General features: G+C 47.6%; 22 protein-coding genes. 17 read left to right on the top strand and 5 right to left on the bottom strand.

Features of this window, described 5'->3' with window-relative positions:
- Nucleotides 1-6: 6 nt before the first annotated feature.
- Entirely contained in the window at nt 7-507 is a 501-nt protein-coding gene (coaD, locus tag L8G48_RS04560) for a pantetheine-phosphate adenylyltransferase (protein ID WP_248263431.1), read from the bottom strand.
- 173 nt (nt 508-680) lie between these two features.
- Between coaD and L8G48_RS04555 the strand changes: the two genes are divergently transcribed.
- From L8G48_RS04555 to L8G48_RS04540, 4 genes are read left to right on the top strand one after another with little or no spacing between them, the layout of a single operon-like run.
- Entirely contained in the window at nt 681-1,871 is a 1,191-nt protein-coding gene (locus tag L8G48_RS04555) for a glycine C-acetyltransferase (RefSeq protein ID WP_248263430.1), read from the top strand.
- 10 nt (nt 1,872-1,881) lie between these two features.
- Nucleotides 1,882-2,907, top strand: a complete 1,026-nt coding sequence (tdh, locus tag L8G48_RS04550; RefSeq protein ID WP_248263429.1) for an L-threonine 3-dehydrogenase — start codon at nt 1,882-1,884, stop codon at nt 2,905-2,907.
- Between the two features lie 7 nt (nt 2,908-2,914).
- Nucleotides 2,915-3,253, top strand: a complete 339-nt coding sequence (gene glpE, locus L8G48_RS04545) for a thiosulfate sulfurtransferase GlpE (RefSeq protein ID WP_248263428.1) — start codon at nt 2,915-2,917, stop codon at nt 3,251-3,253.
- 3 nt (nt 3,254-3,256) lie between these two features.
- Nucleotides 3,257-4,081 carry a rhomboid family intramembrane serine protease gene (locus tag L8G48_RS04540; protein WP_248263427.1) on the top strand — a complete coding sequence of 275 codons (825 nt, stop codon included), beginning with the start codon at nt 3,257-3,259 and terminating at the stop codon, nt 4,079-4,081.
- Here L8G48_RS04540 and L8G48_RS04535 read toward each other — a convergent pair.
- Complete coding sequence (locus L8G48_RS04535) at nt 4,075-4,473, bottom strand: flagellar basal body-associated protein FliL (protein ID WP_248263426.1); 399 nt, start codon at nt 4,471-4,473, stop codon at nt 4,075-4,077. The genes L8G48_RS04540 and L8G48_RS04535 overlap by 7 nt on opposite strands.
- Before the next feature lie 77 nt (nt 4,474-4,550).
- On the opposite strand from L8G48_RS04535, the gene L8G48_RS04530 reads away from it, so the two are divergent.
- A complete protein-coding gene (locus L8G48_RS04530) occupies nt 4,551-5,114 on the top strand; it encodes a chorismate--pyruvate lyase family protein (RefSeq protein ID WP_248263425.1) in 564 nt (187 codons plus the stop codon).
- 20 nt (nt 5,115-5,134) lie between these two features.
- Nucleotides 5,135-5,986, top strand: coding sequence for a 4-hydroxybenzoate octaprenyltransferase (gene ubiA / locus L8G48_RS04525; RefSeq protein WP_248263424.1), 852 nt, complete (start codon nt 5,135-5,137; stop codon nt 5,984-5,986).
- On the opposite strand, the gene plsB is transcribed toward ubiA, so the two are convergent.
- On the bottom strand, nt 5,987-8,488 hold the full coding sequence (gene plsB, locus L8G48_RS04520; protein ID WP_248263423.1) for a glycerol-3-phosphate 1-O-acyltransferase PlsB: 2,502 nt from the start codon (nt 8,486-8,488) through the stop codon (nt 5,987-5,989).
- 131 nt (nt 8,489-8,619) lie between these two features.
- Here plsB and lexA point away from each other — a divergent pair, with 131 nt between their 5' ends.
- From lexA to L8G48_RS04490, 6 genes are all read left to right on the top strand, one after another.
- A complete protein-coding gene (gene lexA / locus L8G48_RS04515) occupies nt 8,620-9,237 on the top strand; it encodes a transcriptional repressor LexA (RefSeq protein WP_248263422.1) in 618 nt (205 codons plus the stop codon).
- Nucleotides 9,234-9,671, top strand: coding sequence for an SOS-response cell division inhibitor (locus L8G48_RS04510; RefSeq protein WP_248263421.1), 438 nt, complete (start codon nt 9,234-9,236; stop codon nt 9,669-9,671). The genes lexA and L8G48_RS04510 overlap by 4 nt, the downstream gene beginning before the upstream one ends.
- A 304-nt stretch (nt 9,672-9,975) precedes the next feature.
- The gene (gene coxB / locus L8G48_RS04505; RefSeq protein WP_248263795.1) at nt 9,976-11,097 is read left to right on the top strand and encodes a cytochrome c oxidase subunit II; all 1,122 of its coding nucleotides are present in this window, start codon (nt 9,976-9,978) and stop codon (nt 11,095-11,097) included.
- Between the two features lie 10 nt (nt 11,098-11,107).
- The gene (gene ctaD / locus L8G48_RS04500) at nt 11,108-12,694 is read left to right on the top strand and encodes a cytochrome c oxidase subunit I (RefSeq protein ID WP_248263420.1); all 1,587 of its coding nucleotides are present in this window, start codon (nt 11,108-11,110) and stop codon (nt 12,692-12,694) included.
- Nucleotides 12,695-12,700: 6 nt separating this feature from the next.
- Nucleotides 12,701-13,270 (top strand): cytochrome c oxidase assembly protein, encoded by a 570-nt coding sequence (locus tag L8G48_RS04495; protein ID WP_248263419.1) that lies wholly within the window; start codon nt 12,701-12,703, stop codon nt 13,268-13,270.
- Between the two features lie 12 nt (nt 13,271-13,282).
- Entirely contained in the window at nt 13,283-14,158 is an 876-nt protein-coding gene (locus L8G48_RS04490) for a cytochrome c oxidase subunit 3 (protein WP_248263418.1), read from the top strand.
- A gap of 13 nt (nt 14,159-14,171) precedes the next feature.
- On the opposite strand, the gene L8G48_RS04485 is transcribed toward L8G48_RS04490, so the two are convergent.
- The gene (locus tag L8G48_RS04485) at nt 14,172-14,387 is read right to left on the bottom strand and encodes a DUF2909 domain-containing protein (RefSeq protein WP_248263417.1); all 216 of its coding nucleotides are present in this window, start codon (nt 14,385-14,387) and stop codon (nt 14,172-14,174) included.
- Here L8G48_RS04485 and L8G48_RS04480 point away from each other — a divergent pair.
- From L8G48_RS04480 to L8G48_RS04460, 5 genes are read left to right on the top strand one after another with little or no spacing between them, the layout of a single operon-like run.
- Nucleotides 14,365-15,120: an SURF1 family protein gene (locus L8G48_RS04480; RefSeq protein WP_248263416.1), complete on the top strand. Its 756-nt coding sequence runs from the start codon at nt 14,365-14,367 to the stop codon at nt 15,118-15,120. The two genes, L8G48_RS04485 and L8G48_RS04480, sit on opposite strands and share 23 nt — an antisense overlap.
- Nucleotides 15,117-15,662 (top strand): redox-active disulfide-containing membrane protein, encoded by a 546-nt coding sequence (locus L8G48_RS04475; protein WP_248263415.1) that lies wholly within the window; start codon nt 15,117-15,119, stop codon nt 15,660-15,662. Before L8G48_RS04480 ends, L8G48_RS04475 begins: the two co-directional genes overlap by 4 nt.
- 9 nt (nt 15,663-15,671) lie before the next feature.
- Nucleotides 15,672-16,661: a COX15/CtaA family protein gene (locus L8G48_RS04470; protein WP_248263414.1), complete on the top strand. Its 990-nt coding sequence runs from the start codon at nt 15,672-15,674 to the stop codon at nt 16,659-16,661.
- Between the two features lie 13 nt (nt 16,662-16,674).
- Nucleotides 16,675-17,571, top strand: a complete 897-nt coding sequence (gene cyoE / locus L8G48_RS04465) for a heme o synthase (RefSeq protein ID WP_248263413.1) — start codon at nt 16,675-16,677, stop codon at nt 17,569-17,571.
- Nucleotides 17,572-17,583: 12 nt separating this feature from the next.
- Nucleotides 17,584-18,198, top strand: coding sequence for an SCO family protein (locus L8G48_RS04460; RefSeq protein ID WP_248263412.1), 615 nt, complete (start codon nt 17,584-17,586; stop codon nt 18,196-18,198).
- Here L8G48_RS04460 and L8G48_RS04455 read toward each other — a convergent pair.
- Nucleotides 18,195-19,274: a polysaccharide deacetylase family protein gene (locus L8G48_RS04455; protein WP_248263411.1), complete on the bottom strand. Its 1,080-nt coding sequence runs from the start codon at nt 19,272-19,274 to the stop codon at nt 18,195-18,197. The two genes, L8G48_RS04460 and L8G48_RS04455, sit on opposite strands and share 4 nt — an antisense overlap.
- Nucleotides 19,275-19,294: the final 20 nt, after the last annotated feature.

Below are 19,294 nucleotides of genomic sequence, written 5' to 3'. Positions count from 1 at the left end.
CCTGGGTTAGCTTTTACCCGAACGCTTGCCTAAAATTTTCTGTTCCAGTGCTGACGCCACCCGGGCGTCAGTAAAGCCACTGACGTCACCACTGTGCAGCGCCACTTCTTTCACCAGCGACGATGAAATAAACGAATTTTCTTCCGCTGGTGTCAGAAACACACTTTCTATATTTGGGTCTAATCGACGATTCATATTAGCCAGTTGGAATTCATATTCAAAGTCTGAAACTGCCCGTAGTCCACGAATCAAAACCGTTCCATCGTATTCATGCGCAAAGTCGACCAATAAGCCGGAAAAGCCAACCACAGTAACATTATTGAGCTTTTCAGTGACCTGCTGCGCTAACCGTACGCGCTCTTCCAGACTGAATAATGGTTTTTTGCTGGGACTTTCCGCTATACCCACCACAATTTCATTAAACAGAGTTGAAGCACGCTCAATTAAGTCGGCGTGGCCGTTGGTAATAGGATCAAAAGTTCCCGGATAAATTGCTCGGCGATGCATAGACTCTCCTGGGCCGTTATTCTTGAGCTTTTTATTTCATTAATTTCAATACCGTAAAGAGTACACGCAAGTGCACACCAAACAAAAGCCCGATATTCAAATTAAGGATGCGAGTTACGACTAACATCAGTAAACTAAAGGGTAACTTACGTTTTCAAATAGTGGAGTAAAATATGAGCTCAGCCTTTTATCAGCAAATGGCCGACCAACTGGCCGAAACGAAAGCCGAAGGCCTGTACAAAAAAGAACGTATTATCAGTTCCGACCAAAGCGCTGAAATTACCGTGAACGACCGCAAGGTACTCAACTTCTGCGCCAACAACTACTTAGGGCTGGCAAACCATCCTGATTTAATTAAAGCTGCAAAACAAGGGCTGGACGAACATGGTTTCGGTACCGCATCGGTACGCTTTATTTGTGGCACGCAGGATATTCATAAAACGCTGGAACAAAAGCTCAGCGAGTTTTTAGGCACGGAAGACACCATTTTGTATTCTTCGTGCTTTGACGCCAACGGCGGTTTATTTGAAACCTTAATGGGTCCGGAAGACGCCATTATCAGTGACGAGCTCAACCACGCCAGCATCATAGACGGTATTCGTTTAAGCAAAGCTAAGCGCTACCGTTATAAAAACAACAACTTAGAAGATTTAGAAGCGCAGTTAAAACAAGCTGACGCAGACGGCGCTCGCCACAAGTTAATCGCCACCGACGGCGTATTCTCCATGGACGGCGTTATTGCAGACTTAAAAGGCATTTGCGACTTAGCTGATAAATACAACGCGCTGGTCATGATGGACGACTGCCACGCAACCGGCTTCTTAGGCAAAAGTGGTAAAGGCACACACGAGTATTGTGATGTACTGGGTCGTGTCGACATTATTACCGGTACTTTGGGTAAAGCCCTGGGCGGCGCCTCCGGTGGCTATACTTCCGGCAAAAAAGAAGTTATTGACTGGTTACGCCAGCGTTCACGCCCGTACTTATTCTCTAACTCTGTGGCACCGACCATTGTACAGGCGTCTATCCGCGTACTGGAAATGCTGGCCGAGGGCGATAAATTACGCAACCAACTGTGGGAAAACGCCAGTTATTTCCGTGAGCAAATGACGAACGCAGGCTTTACCTTAAGCGGTGCCGATCATGCTATTATTCCGGTCATGGTTGGCGATGCGAAACTGGCCTCAGAGATGTCGGACCGCCTGTTAGAAGAAGATATTTATGTGATTGGCTTCTCTTTCCCTGTCGTTCCTAAGGGCAAAGCCCGCATCCGCACGCAGATGTCTGCGGCACACACACGCGAACAACTGGACCGCACCATTGAAGCCTTTACCCGCATTGGTAAAGAGCTGGGTGTGATTTAAGGAGTAAAGAATGAAAGCATTGGCTAAATTGCACTCAAAACCCGGCATTTGGATGACCGACGTTGAAAAGCCTGAGTGCGGCTATAACGACATACTGATTAAAATAAAAAAAACCGCCATTTGCGGTACTGATGTTCACATTTACAAATGGGACGACTGGTCACAAAAAACCATTCCGGTGCCGATGGTGGTAGGCCACGAATACGTGGGTGAAGTTGCCGCTATAGGTGACGGTGTTCGCGGCTTTGAAATTGGTGACCGGGTCTCCGGCGAAGGTCATATTACCTGCGGGCACTGTCGTAACTGCCGTGCCGGCCGTCGTCACTTGTGCCGCAACACCTACGGCGTAGGCGTTAACCGCCCGGGCGCTTTTGCAGAATACTTAGCACTACCGGCAGAAAATGCCTTTAAATTACCGGATGATGTGACCGACGAAATGGCCTCCATTTTTGACCCCTTTGGTAATGCTGTTCACACCGCTTTAGCTTTTGATCTGGTCGGTGAAGACGTGCTTATTACTGGCGCAGGCCCAATTGGTATTATGGCAGCGGCGGTCGCCCGTCACGTTGGCGCGCGCCATGTCGTCATAACCGACGTAAACGAATACCGCCTCGACTTAGCCCGCAAAATGGGCGTAACCCGTGCGGTTGATGTCAGCAAAGAAAACCTGTCTGACGTAATGACTGAGCTTGATATGAAAGAAGGTTTCGACGTTGGTCTGGAAATGTCTGGTGTTCCTTCAGCTTTCTCACAAATGCTGGAAGCTATGAACCACGGCGGCAACGTGGCTATGCTGGGTATTCCGCCGGAAAACATCGCTATTGACTGGAATCAGGTAATTTTCAAAGGGCTGGTCATTAAGGGCATTTATGGCCGTGAAATGTTTGAAACCTGGTACAAAATGGCCAGTTTGCTACAGTCAGGCCTGGATATTTCTCCAATTTTGACGCACGAAATGCCCATTGATGATTTTGAGAAAGGTTTTGAAACCATGGTTTCAGGCCAGTCAGGCAAAATCATACTGAACTGGGATTAACCAAAAAATGAGCAATTATCAACTGATGAAATTACCCACTGCTGTTGAGCACTGGCAAAATGGTGATGCGGTATTTGTTGATATTCGTGACCCGCAGTCTTTTGCTGCGGGGCATATTCCGGGTTCTCAACGTCTGGATAACAACAATTTGCCGCAGTTCCTGAACTCGGTTCAGAAAAATCAGAAAGTGGTTGTGGTTTGCTATCATGGAATTAGCAGTCAAGGTGCTGCCGATTACATTGCAAGTCAGGGGTTTACTGAGGTACACAGCATGGATGGCGGCTATACGGCCTGGTCTATGTCGTTTCCCGAACACACGTTGTCTGAAGACACAGAAAAGGAGTAACCCATGCGACGATTGCTCAGCAGCCGCGATTCCGACTGGATGCGTAAGCTTTATCAGTATTTACGCCAGCAAGGTATGCCAGTCAGCGTTACTGAACGCGGTGAGCAATTGGAGTTATGGTTATACCAGAGCAGCTATGAAGCCGCTGCTAAAACACTGATTCAACAGTTTAAAGATAACCCGGAGTTAGTCGCTGGGCCAGCACAAGAGAGGCCTGCCGCAACATCACATTCAACCCCTTTGTCTTTGAATTTACTGAAACAAAGTGGTTGGTTAACTCGCATTGTTGCGGTACTGACAGTGCTGGTATTTATGGCTGTTCAGGTGTCCCCCGAAACCATTCTGAATACGCTGAAAATTAGCCGCTACTTTGCCGCCCTGCCTTATGATCAACCCTGGCGCTTCATTACCCCTGTACTCATGCATTTTACGGCACTGCACCTGATATTTAACCTGTTTTGGTGGTGGTATCTGGGAGGGCGTATTGAACGTTCTCTGGGCACATCCTGGCTACTGGCACTACTGTTATTCTGCGGTATTACAGCAAATGTTATCCAGTATCTGTTTAACGGACCAAACTTTGGCGGTCTCTCAGGCGTGGTTTACGGTTTGCTCGGCTTTTGCTGGCTATACAGTTTTAATCGGCCGACCCCGCTCTATCTGCCACAGGGGCTGATTATTTTCATGTTGCTATGGCTGGTGGTTGGCTACACCGACATGCTGTGGGTCAATGTCGCTAATGAAGCCCACCTGGCAGGGTTACTTTCGGGCTGCCTTGCAGGCGTTGTCGTGCGCTGGCTAAATCCAAAGATACGACAACTTCACTGATAAAGATATTTAGTAAAAATAACATCGCGGATAACCGGGTTGCCAGTTTCCTGCTTCATCAATTCTTTGGCTCTTTCCACACACTTTAGGCGCAACTGATCGCGTCCGGTCATGGTTCTTACCTGCCGCTCGGTTGCCGTACTTAAAATTGAAACAAAGGCATTCCGCAACAAAGGCGCATGATGCTCTACCACACTAATGTAACTTGGATCCGGTACCATTACTTCAACAGCCACACGGATAAACCCGAGCCGATAGTCGTTACCCTCCTTCAGGTAATTAGTGGTGATGTCCGGCTCAAAACCATAGTAAGCAACGTCTTGTGCTGATGCGGCCGACACACTGCTAAACCACAGAAAAATACTCGCCAATACTGTTATCAGAAGTTTCATAGCCCACCCGGCCCAATTGCTGTTCAATTAAGTTCTCTCTGCTATCATAGCGACAGAGCTTAATAACGCCAATACAAATGATAACAGAGTTTTACCCGACCCCGGTTTTTCCCGTAAGCGAGACGCTGTGCTGGGTGCCGCCAAAACAACTTGCATTAACACCTGAGCAGGCCGACTGGCTGCTTTACGAGGGCTCTCTTACCCAACGCCTGAAACAAGTAGGTCAGCAATTTTCTGTTAAATTACTTGGCCAACAACAACTTGCTCCTCACGCAGAAGAGAGCGAACGACTCAAACACCATGGTCCGGTCGTGATTCGTGAAGTTCTACTATGCTGTAATGAAGTGCCCTGGGTTTTTGCCCGCAGCCTGTTTTTACCCAGTGCAGAAAGCTCAGGCACACTGAATTTACAGAAGCTGGGAAATGAGTCTTTGGGTGAGTCGTTGTTCGCGTGCAAAGATTTGTACTGCGGTCCTATTGAAGTTGCCACAGTGAATTCGGCGCATTCAGTCGCGCAGTTAAACCATCAGTGGTTTGATCAAAAACGACCATTGCTGGGCCGCCGACGAATGTTTTCAACCAGCGGCGAGCAACTGTTGGTCAGCGAAATATTTCTGGAGCCATCGTCGCTTTATCGTTAATTATTATAAAAGGAGTTACCATGCAAAGGTTAGCCGCTTTTTGGCAGTTAATGCGGGCCGACAAGCCCATTGGCACTTACTTGCTTGCCTGGCCAACTATCTGGGCGTTAATGATAGCAGGCGAAGGAGAGCCGCCACTGCGCATTGTGGTTATATTTTTGCTGGGTACCTTTATCATGCGCTCCGCCGGTTGTGTGATTAACGATTTCGCCGATCGAAACTTTGATGGTCATGTCCGCCGTACTAGTCAGCGGCCTATTCCGGCAGGGAAAATATCGGCCACAGAAGCAATCATCGGCTTTATTGCTTTGCTGTTAATTGCTTTTGCGCTGGTTATGCAGTTGAATACACAAACCGTGATGCTGAGCTTTTTGGCCGTTGGTGTCGCTGCGCTTTATCCGTTTTGTAAACGCTGGACCCATTTACCACAAATAGTGTTGGGTATCGCTTTTAGCTTCGGCATATTAATGGCCTTTACAGCACTGGCGTCTGAACAGTGGCTTATTGCCGGGTCGCTGTTTGTCGCTAATGTTATCTGGACCGTAGCCTACGATACCGAATACGCAATGGCTGACCGGGAGGATGATTTGCAATTAGGCCTTCAGAGCACCGCCATTTTATTTGGTCACTTTGACCGCCTGATCATAGGTATTTTACAGACAGTCACTTTAGCCTTGCTGGCGTGGGTACTTTATCTTATCGGCGCTGAATTCAAGGTTTGGCTGGCTCTGGTCGGTGTTTTCGGGTTATTTGCCTATCAGCATTGGTTGATACGCGAAAGAGAGCCCGGAAAGTGCTTCCGGGCGTTTCTGCATAATCACTACATTGGCATGGTTTTCGCCGTTGGCCTGGCCTTGCACTACTGGTTCTGATTACTTTTGCGTTTCTTCATTCTGGGCTGGAGCCGACTTGTCTTCAGCGGACTCTTTCAGTTGCTGAACAAACTGCTGCACTGACTGACGAATGGTTTGCAGTACCGGCCCGTCGATGAGCTCATCAACCTGATCGCTGAGCTCACCAACAGGTTGTGCGGCAATTTGCCGACCATCGTCGTTAATCTCGACAAAACCTTGCTGTTTTAAACTGGCAATGAGCGTCGACATCACTTTTTTATCGTAGAACTCCGGTGCGTCAATGCCATGAATTGAGCTTAAACGCTCAGCCAGGGTAATTGACTGCCTTTCCAGGTCGGCACGCATAATAGGCTGCGCCTGCTGCAGCAGCTCCAGCACAATACAGTAACGCTGCAAAGTTTCGCTGGCACTGTTAGCCAATAAGCGTAAGCGGAACCACTGCGCACTCTCGCGCTGTGCTATGGTGCAAATACCGTCTTCAAGCGTAATTAGATTTTGTCTGGCCAGCTCTTCTGCTAAGGCTTCCGTCCAGAGCGGTAAATCCTCAACGTCGTGGCTCAAATACAATTCAGCCTTTAAGGACGGATAAATTGCCTGTGTCCGCGCCGCAATTTCAGCCACACTGACTTTCTTCTTCGCCATAATAATGGAAGCGACAATACCCGGCACCACCATCATATGCAGAATATTATTGCGATAGTAGGTCATAGCGATAGCTGACATATGTTCCAGCGATACAACCTCACCCATAGTATCGCTGCTGACAGTAAACTTGTCGGTGCGCAACGCCTGTTGCCACAATTCCTCCGGAGTTTCTTCCGGGGTACTCGCCATGTTGCTGTAAGGAACTTCCCGCAAGACGCCCCGGTAAACATCCAACTGCGCCAATAGCTCTTCTTTCATTAACGCATGGTGTTCTGAGCTTAATAACGCCAGCGCGGTTAAATTAACACTATTAGCGGCAGCCGAATCGTTTATGCCCTGCATGACTTGCTCGGCTAAACCACTGACCACCGGATTTAACCATTTTGGACGCTCAGGTTCTTGCGCACCACGGGTGACAGACTCATGCCAATTAGGCGCGGCCTCGTCTAAATAATGTTTTAAATTTACCGGCTGACCAAATGTTACAAAGCCCTGACCAAAATTCCTGAGTTTGGCAACCGTTTTCAGAATCTGGAAAACCGATTCTTTTTCCTTATCTTTACCTTTAAGCTCCTTCAGGTAAGTAGCAACTTCCATAATGTGCTCGTAACCCAAATAGACCGGCACCAGCGATACCGGGCGTTGCTGGTCACGCAGCATGCCCTGCACTGTCATGGCCAACATACCGGTTTTAGGGGGTAATAAGCGTCCAGTTCTGGAACGTCCGCCCTCACTGAAATATTCTACCGGATAGCCTTTTTGAAACAGCCAGCACAAGTACTCACGAAATACCGCTGAATAAAGTTTGTTACCACGGAAGCTACGGCGAATAAAAAACGCGCCGCCACGACGGAAAATACCACCAATAGGGAAAAAGTTAAGGTTCACGCCTGCGGCAATGTGCGGCGGAACCAGACCTTCTTTATAAATGACATAGCTCAGCAGCAGATAATCCATGTGGCTGCGATGACAGGGCACATAAATAACTTCGTGGCCTTGCTGCGCCAATTGGCGAATAGTATCGCCGCCTTTTACATGAATGCCGTTATAAATTCGATTCCACATCCAGGTCATAAAGCGATCCAGCACCCGAATAAGCGTTGATTTATAATTCGCCGCTATTTCGTCAATATAAGACAAAGCGCGCTTACGGGCTGCTTCCTCACTAATCTTTTTACTTTTCGCTTCATCGCGTACTGCTTTTTTTAATGCCGGTGTATTAATTAACGCCGACATAAGTTCTTTTCTCTGGCTCAGTTTAGGCCCGGCCACCGCGTGCCGCATACGGACAAAATGAACCCGCGCTACTCGAGCCAGCTTATGCGCTATACGCATGTCAGTGCCGTGCTCGCGCGCCATAGTACCGAGGCTGACAGCACGCGAAAAACGCAGCAACACTTGTCGCCCGGAAAACATCACCAGCCAGAACTTGCGAAATTGCCCCGGATTATCCAGGTCACCAGTCATGGTATTACCGGCATGGGCCTCTTGCCCTGCCTGACGCCCCCAGAAAACGCCGGCCGGTATCAGTTGGACATCCAGCTCAGGCTTGTCTTTATGCAAGGTTAGCAACTGATGGAAATCTGAAACCGTCTGTTCCGAGACATCATTAGCCAATTCCTCAAGATACATAATTCGGCTATAGGATTTTCCATTTACCGCCAGGGGTTCAACGGGGTCCGGCAAGCCGCGTTTTAGCGCTGCCCGCTGTAAAATCGATAAATCCGCTTTCGAAGTCGAACGCATAACATAAACAACGGGTTTGCCGACTGTTGCCGAGTGTTCTTCTTCTGTACCGTCCCAAATTTCCTGAAAGCGCGTTAACCAGCGCAATGGATATTTAAAGATTGGGAAAAAACGGCTTATTCCTTTCATAAAGAGACCTCTGTTTTAAACAGCTTTACAGGATACCAACTTCGCTTAAAAATGTCGTTCAAGAAATCACTTGCGAAATGAATTTACCTGTATATACTCACAGTATCACTGTACAAATAAACAGGTACATTATGCGCCCGTTAACACCCAGACAATCTGAAATTCTTGAGCTTATTAAAGATAACCTGCACGCCACTGGCATGCCGCCTACGCGAGCCGAAATTGCCCATAAGCTTGGGTTCCGTTCAGCAAACTCTGCAGAAGAACACCTTAAAGCATTAGCCCGTAAAGGCGTTATTGAAATACTTCCCGGTATGTCGCGCGGCATCCGCCTTATCGGCGATGATTACGATATCGCCGAAGGTCTCCCTTTAATAGGGCAAGTTGCAGCGGGTGAGCCTTTATTAGCCGAACAGCATGTTGAAGGCCACTACAAAGTGGATGAATCTTTATTTCATCCTGCCGCCAGCTTTTTGCTTAACGTTAACGGCATGAGCATGAAAAATATTGGAATTTTAGACGGCGACTTACTTGCTGTACACAAAACAGAGCAGGCTCGTAACGGGCAAATAGTCGTTGCTCGCGTTGAAGACGAAGTCACTGTAAAGCGTTTTGAACAACGTGGAAAAACTGTTTTGCTTCATCCCGAAAATGAAGAATTCTCGACCATTACTGTCAACCTCGCCGACCAGGTTTTTGCGATTGAAGGACTGGCGGTAGGTGTGATCAGAAACGGAGCGACCTTATGAAAACTCAATACCAAAGCAAATTACATCACCCGGGTTTGTGGACTGCCGAAAATGCAGCACCATCGTTCCGGTTAAAGGCGCAAAATACTCAAAACGCGATTGATGTCGATAGCCTCTCTCCCGTTGTACAACAGGCTTTGCAGCAAAAGCCAAGTCAATGGGTAACGGTTATTGGCGGTGACAAAAATATGATTCAAGAACTTATTGCTTGTGGCGTTGCGGAATCTCAGATTCGCTGGTTAAGAAACAACTCAGCAGAGCGCTGCGAATGGGCGCTGGAACAGGCTTTGCTAGCAGGAACCAGTAGTATGGTTATCGGTTATCTCGACTCCGTTTCCAACCGAACCTGGCAGCGTGCCCGAATGGCCAGTAAATTAAGTGAAACACAATATTTTCTGTTTGATAAAAACACGCTGACATCCCACCTGCATTAATCCCACCTTGTTTGCGTGTTTTATCCCCCAAGGCTGCTTTTGCAGCCTTTTTTTAACAGATTAGTCTATTTTTTACTCATTTGTTGGATTTGATCTGGATTTTTGGTTGTAAATTCGTTACTAAAGGCATTACCCAATAATAAAAATAATATAATAACGACAACTACAACAAAGAGTCAGTAGAAAAAGTGATTTCTGGGGAGAAGCGGTTCTTTTTTCTACTTACCTCTTTGTTCTTCTAATTCAGGCTAGCAAAACTTGCTTTGCGGTCTCATTGAAGAATAAGAGGAGAAGCCACGTGAAAATGAAGCCTTTGTGGGTACTATTAACGCTAACGAGCCTACCGGCTGCAGCTCAGTCGCGTCTCAATATGACCCAGGGTGTCACAGAAATAAGCAACCAAGTGTACGACCTCCACATGATCATTTTTTATATCTGTTGTGTCATTGGTGTGATCGTATTTGGTCTCATGTTTATTTCGATAATACGGCACCGAAAGTCGAAAAATCCGAATCCTGCAAATTTCCACGAGAACGTCAAAGTTGAAATTGCCTGGACTATTGTTCCTCTGCTGATTCTTGCAGGTATGGCTGTACCGGCAACGACCACCTTGATTGCTATGGAAGACACCTCCGATGCCGATGTGACGGTTCAGGTGACCGGTTCACAATGGAAATGGCACTACAAATACTTTGAAAACGACGTTGAATATTACAGCCGTTTAGCCACGCAACGAGAACAAATCAATAATAAATTTGAGAAAGAAGAAAACTACTTGCTGGAAGTCGACCGGCCTCTGGTTATACCAACCGATAAAAAAGTACGCTTCCTGGTCACTTCAGATGACGTTATCCACAGTTGGTGGGTGCCGGACTTTGCCATTAAAAAAGACGCCAACCCCGGCTTTATCAATGAAATATGGACTAAGGTAGACGAGCCAGGCATCTATCGTGGGCAGTGCGCGGAACTTTGCGGTAAAGATCACGGTTTCATGCCTATCGTTGTTATCGCGAAAGAACCGGCTGAATACCAAAAATGGATTACCGAGAAAGAAGCAGAGCAACAGGCCGCGCAGGAGCGTGAGCAAGAGTTGCTTGCCATGGAAATGTCAAAAGACGAACTTATGGATCTCGGTGAAAAAGTTTACAACAGCACCTGTGCCGCTTGTCACCAGGCTAATGGGCAAGGCGTTAACGGCGTATTCCCGGCTCTTGCAGGGTCTGGCGTTGCCGCTGATTCTGAAGCCCAACATGAACACATCGACATTGTCGTTAACGGCGTTACCGGAACCGCTATGCAAGCGTTTGGAAGCCAGCTGTCAATGCGCGAATTAGCCGCGGTTATCACCTATGAGCGTAATGCCTGGGGTAACGATACCGGAGACCTGATTCAGGCCGCCGATATTAACGAAGTCATGAACCAATAAGGAGGCGGTGATGAGCACTGCAGTGGAAGATACCCATCACGACACACACCACGATCATAAGCCGTACGGTATTGGTCGCTGGCTGTTTACAACTAACCACAAAGACATTGGTTCAATGTACTTATGGTTAAGCTTTACCATGTTTTTAGTGGGCGGTGCCATGGCAATGGTTATCCGCGCTGAGCTTTTCCAACCGGGATTACAGCTGATAGAACCACAGTTTTTCAATCAAATGACCACTGTGCATGGCCTGGTTATGATTTTTGGTGCCGTTATGCCCGCTTTTACCGGCCTGGCTAACTGGATGATCCCCATGATGATCGGTGCCCCTGATATGGCGTTGCCGCGTATGAATAACTGGAGCTTCTGGATTTTACCCTTTGCTTTTCTCATTTTGTTGGGCTCTTTGTTTATGGAAGGCGGTGGGCCGGCATTCGGCTGGACAGCCTATGCCCCGCTTTCAACCACTTACAGCTCCGATTCAACCGCGCTGTTCGTGTTTTCAGTACACATTATGGGGATTTCATCCATCATGGGGGCTATTAATGTCATCGTCACTATTATGAACATGCGCGCCCCCGGCATGAGTTACATGAAAATGCCGCTATTTGCCTGGACATGGTTCATCACAGCTTTTCTGCTTATTGCGGTAATGCCTGTGCTAGCCGGAGCTGTCACCATGTTGCTGACGGACAAATATTTCGGCACCAGCTTCTTCGATGCAGCGGGCGGTGGCGACCCCGTTATGTACCAACATATATTTTGGTTCTTCGGTCACCCGGAAGTGTACATTATGATTCTGCCGTCCTTCGGTATTATTTCAGCCATTATTCCGGCTTTCGCACGAAAACCGCTGTTTGGTTACGCCTCCATGGTTTACGCCACAGCCGCCATAGCATTGCTCTCTTTCCTGGTATGGGCTCACCATATGTTTACTACGGGCATGCCAGTATTTGCTGAATTGTTCTTTATGTACTGTACGATGCTCATTGCGGTGCCAACCGGGGTTAAAATCTTTAACTGGGTGGCCACTATGTGGCGCGGTTCTATGACCTTTGAAACCCCCATGCTGTTCGCGCTAGCGTTTGTGATTCTGTTTACCATTGGCGGTTTCTCTGGCTTAATGCTGGCGATTATTCCCGCCGACTTCCAGTATCACGATACCTACTTTGTCGTAGCCCACTTCCATTATGTTCTGGTAACCGGTGCCATCTTCTCGATCATGGCAGCCGCTTATTACTGGCTACCTAAATGGACCGGTCACATGTACGACAGCACACTGGCGAAAACTCACTTCTGGACATCGCTTATTTCTGTAAACGTACTGTTCTTCCCAATGCACTTTGCGGGACTGGCCGGTATGCCGCGTCGTATTCCTGATTACGCGACGCAGTTTGCAGATATTAATCAGATAGCCAGTATTGGCGGTTTTGCCTTTGGCTTGTCACAACTGATTTTCCTTTGGGTTGTTATCAAGTGCGTTAAGGGCGGCGAAAAAGCGGCGGCTAAACCATGGGACGGAGCAGAAGGACTGGAATGGACAGTGCCCTCACCGGCGCCTTATCACACCTTCGAAAAACCGCCGAAAGTGGAGTAATGGCTTATGTCTGAGCAGCGTCCTGACAACAGCATTCTGGTTAAGCGACTGTTACTGACAGTCGCCGGGATGTTTGCCTTTGGCTTCGCGCTGGTACCACTTTACGATGTGTTTTGTGAAGTGACAGGCTTTAATGGCCGTACCAGCAACGAAGCCGCGGTTTATCAAGAGGTCGAAGTCGATGAATCGAGAACGGTAACGGTGCAGTTTATAACGCGCAATGCCAAAGGCATTCCGTGGAAATTTGAACCTTCAATCAAACAAGTAAAGGTTCACCCGGGCGAGGTCAAAGTGGTCAACTTTTTAGCGGACAACCCCACCTCATCCAATATGATTGCTCAGGCTATTCCATCGGTAGCGCCGGCTGAAGCCTCTCTTTACTTAAATAAAGTAGAATGTTTTTGCTTCAACCAACAACCGTTAGCCGCAGGCGCTGATACAGAAATGCCCATGCAGTTTTATCTGGACCCGGATATTCCGGATCATATTACGACATTTACCCTGTCATACACGCTGTACGATATGACAGCCAATACGTCGGCTGAAGCAATTGCTCAGCTGTTAAAAACAGAATAAGGAAACGACGTTATGGCAGAACAACAAAGTTACTATGTTCCTGCTTCCAGCCCATGGCCTATTGTCGGTGCGGTTGGGCTCGGCCTGATAGCCTGGGGTGCGGCGCACGCCATTATCGATATGAGCAAAGAGCAGGATGGTTACGGCAATACGGTGTTAATCGCGGGCTTAATTGTTATTGCGGTTATGATGTTTGGCTGGTTCCGTGACCAGATTAACGAGTCCATGAGCGGAAAATACAGTAGCCAGCTAGGCAACTCTTACAAGCAAGGTATGAGCTGGTTTATTTTTTCCGAAATAATGTTCTTTGCGGCTTTTTTTGGTGCCCTTTTCTACGCCCGGGTAATTGCCGTTCAATGGTTAGGTGGCGACAGTAACAATGCCATGACCAATGACGTTCTGTGGCCGGAATTTGTTGCTCAATGGCCGCTGGTGAAAACGCCTGGGGGCACTGAAACTCAGGCTATGGGCTGGTATGGTTTACCGGCTATTAATACCCTTATTTTATTGGTTAGTTCGGTTACCTGTCACTTTGCTCATACAGGGCTGGAACACGGCAAACGGAAACAACTGACAGCAATGCTGGGTATTACCATCATTCTGGGTTGTATCTTCCTCTACTTACAGGGTGCTGAGTATGTTCATGCTTACCAGGATCTAAACCTGACTCTTGATTCCGGTATTTACGGTAATACTTTCTATATGCTGACCGGATTCCACGGTATGCACGTCACCTTAGGAACGGTCATGTTGATTGTCATGTTCCTGCGGGTGTTAAAAGGTCACTTCACACCGAATAACCACTTCGCTTTTCAGGCGACCAGCTGGTATTGGCACTTTGTTGATGTAGTTTGGTTGTGCCTGTTCGTGGTGGTTTACATTCTGTAAGAAACGCCCCCCTTTAGTAGGGGCGTGGATTTAAAGGCAAAAAACCACTGACAGTCGCCGCTATCAGTATGACAAAGATAACGGCGGCTACTCCCACTCGCTTCCCCAGATAATGGGACATGGGTGGTTTGTCCGGGTCGTTCCGCAGCATATTGAACAATGCCCGGAACAGATTCACCACCATATAAACCAGTAGTAGTACAATAATGATTTTAAAAAAGACCAACATACGTTTTCCTCTTGTCGCTACCTTAGTCACTCTGCTGGCAATTGTGGTGTTGGTCAAGCTGGGTTTTTGGCAGCTTGAGCGCGCTGAGCAAAAGCGCAAGCTGTTTAACGATTACGAACAGCAGCAATTGAAAGGGGAAGCAACCGATCTGTCGCAGCTGGGGCCGGTATCGCCCGAATCCGCCCGCTTTCGTTACGTTAAAATGAACGGCGAGTTTGTTAAACAGCCGGTTTTTTTTCTCGATAATAAAATGACTAATGGAATTGTCGGTTATCAGGTTATTGCCTTGTTCCGTGCTGACGCCAGACCCGATAATTATATTCCGGTTAACATGGGTTGGTTACCCGCTCCGGCATCCAGGCAGGAACTCCCTGAAATAAGTATTACCGAGGGTCAGCATAGCCTGACCGGTTACCTGTACTTTCCTTCAAATAACAAATTCGTCAGTAACACCTACGAAACAGAGTTAGCAGAAAATCGAATACGGATACAAGAATTTCAGCCCAATGCAGTCGCTGAAAAACTCGATATTTCATTAACTGATTACACCTTTTTACTTGAGTCACCAGAAACCATAGGCTGGCAACGCGACTGGAAGCCTCAGGTAATGTCGCCGGTAAAACACCAGGGTTATGCCGTTCAATGGTTTTCGCTAGCCATTGCCTGCTTGGTAATTTTTGTATTTGCTGTTATAAAACTGAATAAACAACCAAAAAAAGAGGAGACCCGATGAGCTCCCTGAATCGCTCTCACCGTTCCATGATTATTGTTTTCCTTGCTTTTATCTTACCAGTACTGGCTGCGTGGCTTTTTTTATCGCAAAACTGGTATGAGGTGGGTACTAATAAAGGCACTCTATTGCAATCGCCTATCACTTTAAACACAGAAGCTAATCAACTTCCTGAGGGCTGGCAACTGGGCTATATAGCCCCACAAAACTGCGGGTCAACCTGTGAAAATACCTTATACGTTATGAATCAGGTGGATGTTGCTATTGGTAAAGACACCGATCGTCTGACACCGGTGGTTCTGCATCAAAGCGAGTCGATGCAGTCTGACTTTAATCATAGCGCGCCGCACATTACGCAAATGATCACACCGCAATTGATTGAACAACTTAGCGAACTTCCCGAAAACACCCTATTTATTGTCGACCCAATGCACAATGTCATGCTTTATTACCCAACTCACTCGGATAAAGAGAAAATGATAGCGGAAGGTAAAAACATACTGGCGGATCTTCGTAAACTGCTTAAGTTGTCCAGAATTGGGTAGGGAAATAGCATGCGTGTACTGGTAAAAATTAGTGTCTTTTTTGCTTTCGTTGTTATTGTTCTTGGCGCCTTTACTCGTCTTACGGAAGCGGGGCTGGGGTGTCCGGACTGGCCCGGTTGCTATGGGTTCCTGGGCGTTCCTTCACAAGCTGAGCACCTTCAACAAGCTGAGCTACGGTTCCCGGATGCTCCTGTGGAGCACACTAAAGCCTGGAACGAAATGGTGCACCGTTACTTTGCCGGTACCTTAGGTTTATTAATACTGGCCATTGCCATCATGGCCTGGGTGAAAAGCCGTCATTACAGCCATTACCCAACACCGGTTAAGTTACCCACATTGTTGCTTGGGCTGGTGATATTTCAGGCCGCGCTGGGAATGTGGACGGTCACCATGAATTTACAACCACTGATTGTGATGGGACATTTATTAGGCGGCTTTTCAGTAATATCTCTGCTTTATCTGCTCTCATTGCGGCTATCCTCGTTCCGGCTGGCCGGCGGTGACCCCGAATTAAGACACTATCGAGGTTTGGCTTTTTTTACCTTACTGGTTGTTATTGGACAAATTGCTTTAGGTGGCTGGGTCGCAGCCAATTACGCTGCGGTGGCCTGTACAGAGCTGCCCTTTTGCGAGGGCAACTGGACAGCTCAATTAGATTTGGCCGGTGCTTTTAGCGTACCCGAAGCCGACACTTATCAATATGGAGCACATGACTACAACGATCGCATGACCATGCATGTTATGCATCGAATAGGGGCTATTATCACCTTTTTAGTGGTTTGTGCTTTACTGTTTAAATGCTGGCGAAAAGCTAAGTCGCATTTTTTCCGCCGCTCATTAATTGTTATTGGCTTGTTATTGTCTTTGCAAATTTTGCTCGGTATTAGTAACGTAGTGTTTCAATTGCCGCTTTGGAATGCCGTAGCGCACAATGCTGTTGGAGCCTTGCTGCTGCTGTCTCTGGTTGGGTTGAATTACAACCTGTCCAGAAAAGCGTAGAGGAGTTGTTATTATGGAATCCGTTGCCACAAAAAATATAACAAAAACGCGCAACGCTCATTGGCGGCACTACCTGGAGCTGACTAAACCCCGTGTTGTCGCCCTGCTGTTGCTGACCGCAGTGGTTGGTATGTGTCTGGCCACCGAAGAGCTCGTATCGCTAAATGTTCTGGTGCCCGCTTTAATCGGCATTGGGTTAATGTCAGCCGCAGCTGCTGCTATTAATCATCTGGTTGATCGTCACATAGATGCCAAAATGGCTCGTACGCTCCGTCGCCCCTTGCCTCAGGGAAACTTGTCGCCAACCAAAGTGACAGTGTTTGCGGCCTCTATTGGCACTATTGGTTTCGTTACTTTATATGGCTGGGTTAACCCGTTAACCGCCTGGCTGACCTTTGCCAGTATGGTAGGGTATGCGGTTATCTACACAATGTTCCTGAAACGGGCAACCCCGCAGAACATCGTCATTGGTGGTTTAGCTGGAGCGGCTCCGCCACTTCTGGGCTGGACTGCGGTGACTAATGAAATTAACGCCCCCGCTATACTGCTGGTTATGATCGTTTTCACCTGGACGCCCCCCCATTTTTGGGCACTTGCGGTACACCGTGCGAAAGAATATGCGCGGGCAGAAGTTCCGATGTTACCGGTAACACATGGCATCGATTTCACCAAAACCTGTATTTTCTTATACACCATTTTGCTGACCGTGGTCTGCCTGATGCCTTTTTTAATCGGTATGACCGGCATGATCTATCTGGTGGGTGTGAGCGTGCTCAATGCCATTTTCCTGGCTTACGCCTGGAAACTAAAATACGCACCCAACAAGAAAACAGCTTTTAATATGTTTGCCTTTTCTATCTGGCATTTAATGTTGCTGTTTGTCATTTTATTGGTCGATCACTACGTCTGAATGGAGTAAGAAATGAGTCGTATCGTTACGCTGCTGGCTGCAGTTATTGCTCTTGTAGCCGGTTTTTCTGTTTATAATTTTTGGCCGGAAGAAAAACCGGACGCATTAATTTATGAACCGCCCCGGGCATTAAAGCCATTTACCTTAGAAAGTACAGCGCAAGGGGGTGTTGAAAACGATGCGCTCAAAGGCCAGTGGACCTTGCTCTTTACCGGCTATACCTTTTGTCCCGATATTTGCCCAACCACCCTATCTGACTTAAAAGGTATCGTGCCTGAGTTACAGGAAGAGGTATCCGAGCCGGTTAAAGTCTGGATGATTTCAGTGGACCCCAAGCGCGATGACATGGAACGCTTAACTCAGTATGTGAATTATTTTGGTGACAACTTTGTTGGTGTGCGGGCTGAACATAAAAACCTGTTTCCCTTTGTGCGAGACCTAGGTTTAATGTATTCCATTCCCGATGAAGATGAGGAAAATTATCTGGTTAACCACAGTGCGGCAATTATACTGGTCAACCCGAACGGTCATCGCAAAGCGATTTTTAATGCCGACTACCAGCGCGGTCAAATTCCGGTGGTCGACATGGAACAATTGGCAAAAGACTTTGCCATTATCGCCGATTAGTCAGGCCAGCGGCCTGACTCGTCGGGACGAATAAGCGCCACCGAATACCAATAATACCGAGATTCTGATGCGCTGGGCGCAGTACAGTTAATACGTGAGCGCCCAATATTAATATCCTGCTCTAAGGTCACACTAAACTGCGTTTTACTTTCCCATTTAGGTTTTAATACCGAACCACCCGCAAAGCATTGAAGCGCATCGGTGCGTATATCATCGAAAGTATCCACTTCTTCAAGCGTGATGCTAATAGTAGGCTTGGTATTATCATGCGCGACTAAAGGCTCTTGCGGTTGGTAAGCACTTACCGGCATTGCTTTTGAATTGAGCTTTGCCTTCAATGTATTCAGGTTAGCGTAAATACCCGATGCCGGGAAACGGGTAATCATCGTATCTTCGCTCCATTTAGACCAAGGCCCGGAGTGCTGAGCAAAAGCGAAGAAACCCCACTCATTCAACAGCTCCCGTAAGTCATTGTTGTATTCACCGTATGGATACGCAAAATACTTTTGCTGCTCGCCCAGGTTTTCATCAATGGCTTGCTGCGCAGTGACAACGTCATAACGCATGCGCTCCTGCCACTCTTCGTCGCTTTCGCCTTCCTGCTTACGAATAAGGTGTGCATGGGTCTGTCCATGGTTAGCAATGGTCGCGCCGTTCTTCTGAATCTCTTTAAGTTCTTCCCAGCCCATGTAGTGCCCGCTGTGCTTGCGCATTAATTCGGGGTTAACGAACACCGTGTAAGGCATTTCAAACTCTTTCAGAGCCGCTACAGCGTTTTCATAGACGTTCTGGTAGCCATCATCGAAGGTAATTACCACCGCTTTTTCGGGAAGTTCCCCGCCTTGCTCTATGGCATCGCGCGCGCTGGTAATATCAATGACATTAAAGTTATTGTCCTGCAAATACTGCAGGTGTTGGCGAAAAGTCTCCGGGTCGATGGAAGTCACTGCCGGGGTTGAACCGCTGACATGGTGATACTGCAAGACCACAACACTGTCAGCAGTGCCTGCCTGAGCTACTGGCGAACACCCCAACAACAAACCTGATGCAGCACTGACTGCTATTTTGTTCAACATCTTCACACTAACTCCTGATA

Origin of the sequence: Idiomarina aminovorans, from assembly GCF_023155095.1 — a bacterium.
In the GTDB taxonomy this organism is placed as follows: domain Bacteria; phylum Pseudomonadota; class Gammaproteobacteria; order Enterobacterales; family Alteromonadaceae; genus Idiomarina; species Idiomarina aminovorans.
Note: the sequence above shows the minus strand (reverse complement) of the source record. Positions and strands in the feature narration are given on the sequence as shown.

Excerpts from the sequence above, each read along its gene's own strand:
- coaD (WP_248263431.1), bottom strand. The coding sequence starts at position 507 with ATGCATCGCCGAGCAATTTATCCGGGAACTTTTGATCCTATTACCAAC.
- L8G48_RS04555 (WP_248263430.1), top strand. The coding sequence starts at position 681 with ATGAGCTCAGCCTTTTATCAGCAAATGGCCGACCAACTGGCCGAAACG.
- tdh (WP_248263429.1), top strand. The coding sequence starts at position 1,882 with ATGAAAGCATTGGCTAAATTGCACTCAAAACCCGGCATTTGGATGACC.
- glpE (WP_248263428.1), top strand. The coding sequence starts at position 2,915 with ATGAGCAATTATCAACTGATGAAATTACCCACTGCTGTTGAGCACTGG.
- L8G48_RS04540 (WP_248263427.1), top strand. The coding sequence starts at position 3,257 with ATGCGACGATTGCTCAGCAGCCGCGATTCCGACTGGATGCGTAAGCTT.
- L8G48_RS04535 (WP_248263426.1), bottom strand. The coding sequence starts at position 4,473 with ATGAAACTTCTGATAACAGTATTGGCGAGTATTTTTCTGTGGTTTAGC.
- L8G48_RS04530 (WP_248263425.1), top strand. The coding sequence starts at position 4,551 with ATGATAACAGAGTTTTACCCGACCCCGGTTTTTCCCGTAAGCGAGACG.
- ubiA (WP_248263424.1), top strand. The coding sequence starts at position 5,135 with ATGCAAAGGTTAGCCGCTTTTTGGCAGTTAATGCGGGCCGACAAGCCC.
- plsB (WP_248263423.1), bottom strand. The coding sequence starts at position 8,488 with ATGAAAGGAATAAGCCGTTTTTTCCCAATCTTTAAATATCCATTGCGC.
- lexA (WP_248263422.1), top strand. The coding sequence starts at position 8,620 with ATGCGCCCGTTAACACCCAGACAATCTGAAATTCTTGAGCTTATTAAA.
- L8G48_RS04510 (WP_248263421.1), top strand. The coding sequence starts at position 9,234 with ATGAAAACTCAATACCAAAGCAAATTACATCACCCGGGTTTGTGGACT.
- coxB (WP_248263795.1), top strand. The coding sequence starts at position 9,976 with ATGAAGCCTTTGTGGGTACTATTAACGCTAACGAGCCTACCGGCTGCA.
- ctaD (WP_248263420.1), top strand. The coding sequence starts at position 11,108 with ATGAGCACTGCAGTGGAAGATACCCATCACGACACACACCACGATCAT.
- L8G48_RS04495 (WP_248263419.1), top strand. The coding sequence starts at position 12,701 with ATGTCTGAGCAGCGTCCTGACAACAGCATTCTGGTTAAGCGACTGTTA.
- L8G48_RS04490 (WP_248263418.1), top strand. The coding sequence starts at position 13,283 with ATGGCAGAACAACAAAGTTACTATGTTCCTGCTTCCAGCCCATGGCCT.
- L8G48_RS04480 (WP_248263416.1), top strand. The coding sequence starts at position 14,365 with ATGATTTTAAAAAAGACCAACATACGTTTTCCTCTTGTCGCTACCTTA.
- L8G48_RS04485 (WP_248263417.1), bottom strand. The coding sequence starts at position 14,387 with ATGTTGGTCTTTTTTAAAATCATTATTGTACTACTACTGGTTTATATG.
- L8G48_RS04475 (WP_248263415.1), top strand. The coding sequence starts at position 15,117 with ATGAGCTCCCTGAATCGCTCTCACCGTTCCATGATTATTGTTTTCCTT.
- L8G48_RS04470 (WP_248263414.1), top strand. The coding sequence starts at position 15,672 with ATGCGTGTACTGGTAAAAATTAGTGTCTTTTTTGCTTTCGTTGTTATT.
- cyoE (WP_248263413.1), top strand. The coding sequence starts at position 16,675 with ATGGAATCCGTTGCCACAAAAAATATAACAAAAACGCGCAACGCTCAT.
- L8G48_RS04460 (WP_248263412.1), top strand. The coding sequence starts at position 17,584 with ATGAGTCGTATCGTTACGCTGCTGGCTGCAGTTATTGCTCTTGTAGCC.
- L8G48_RS04455 (WP_248263411.1), bottom strand. The coding sequence starts at position 19,274 with ATGTTGAACAAAATAGCAGTCAGTGCTGCATCAGGTTTGTTGTTGGGG.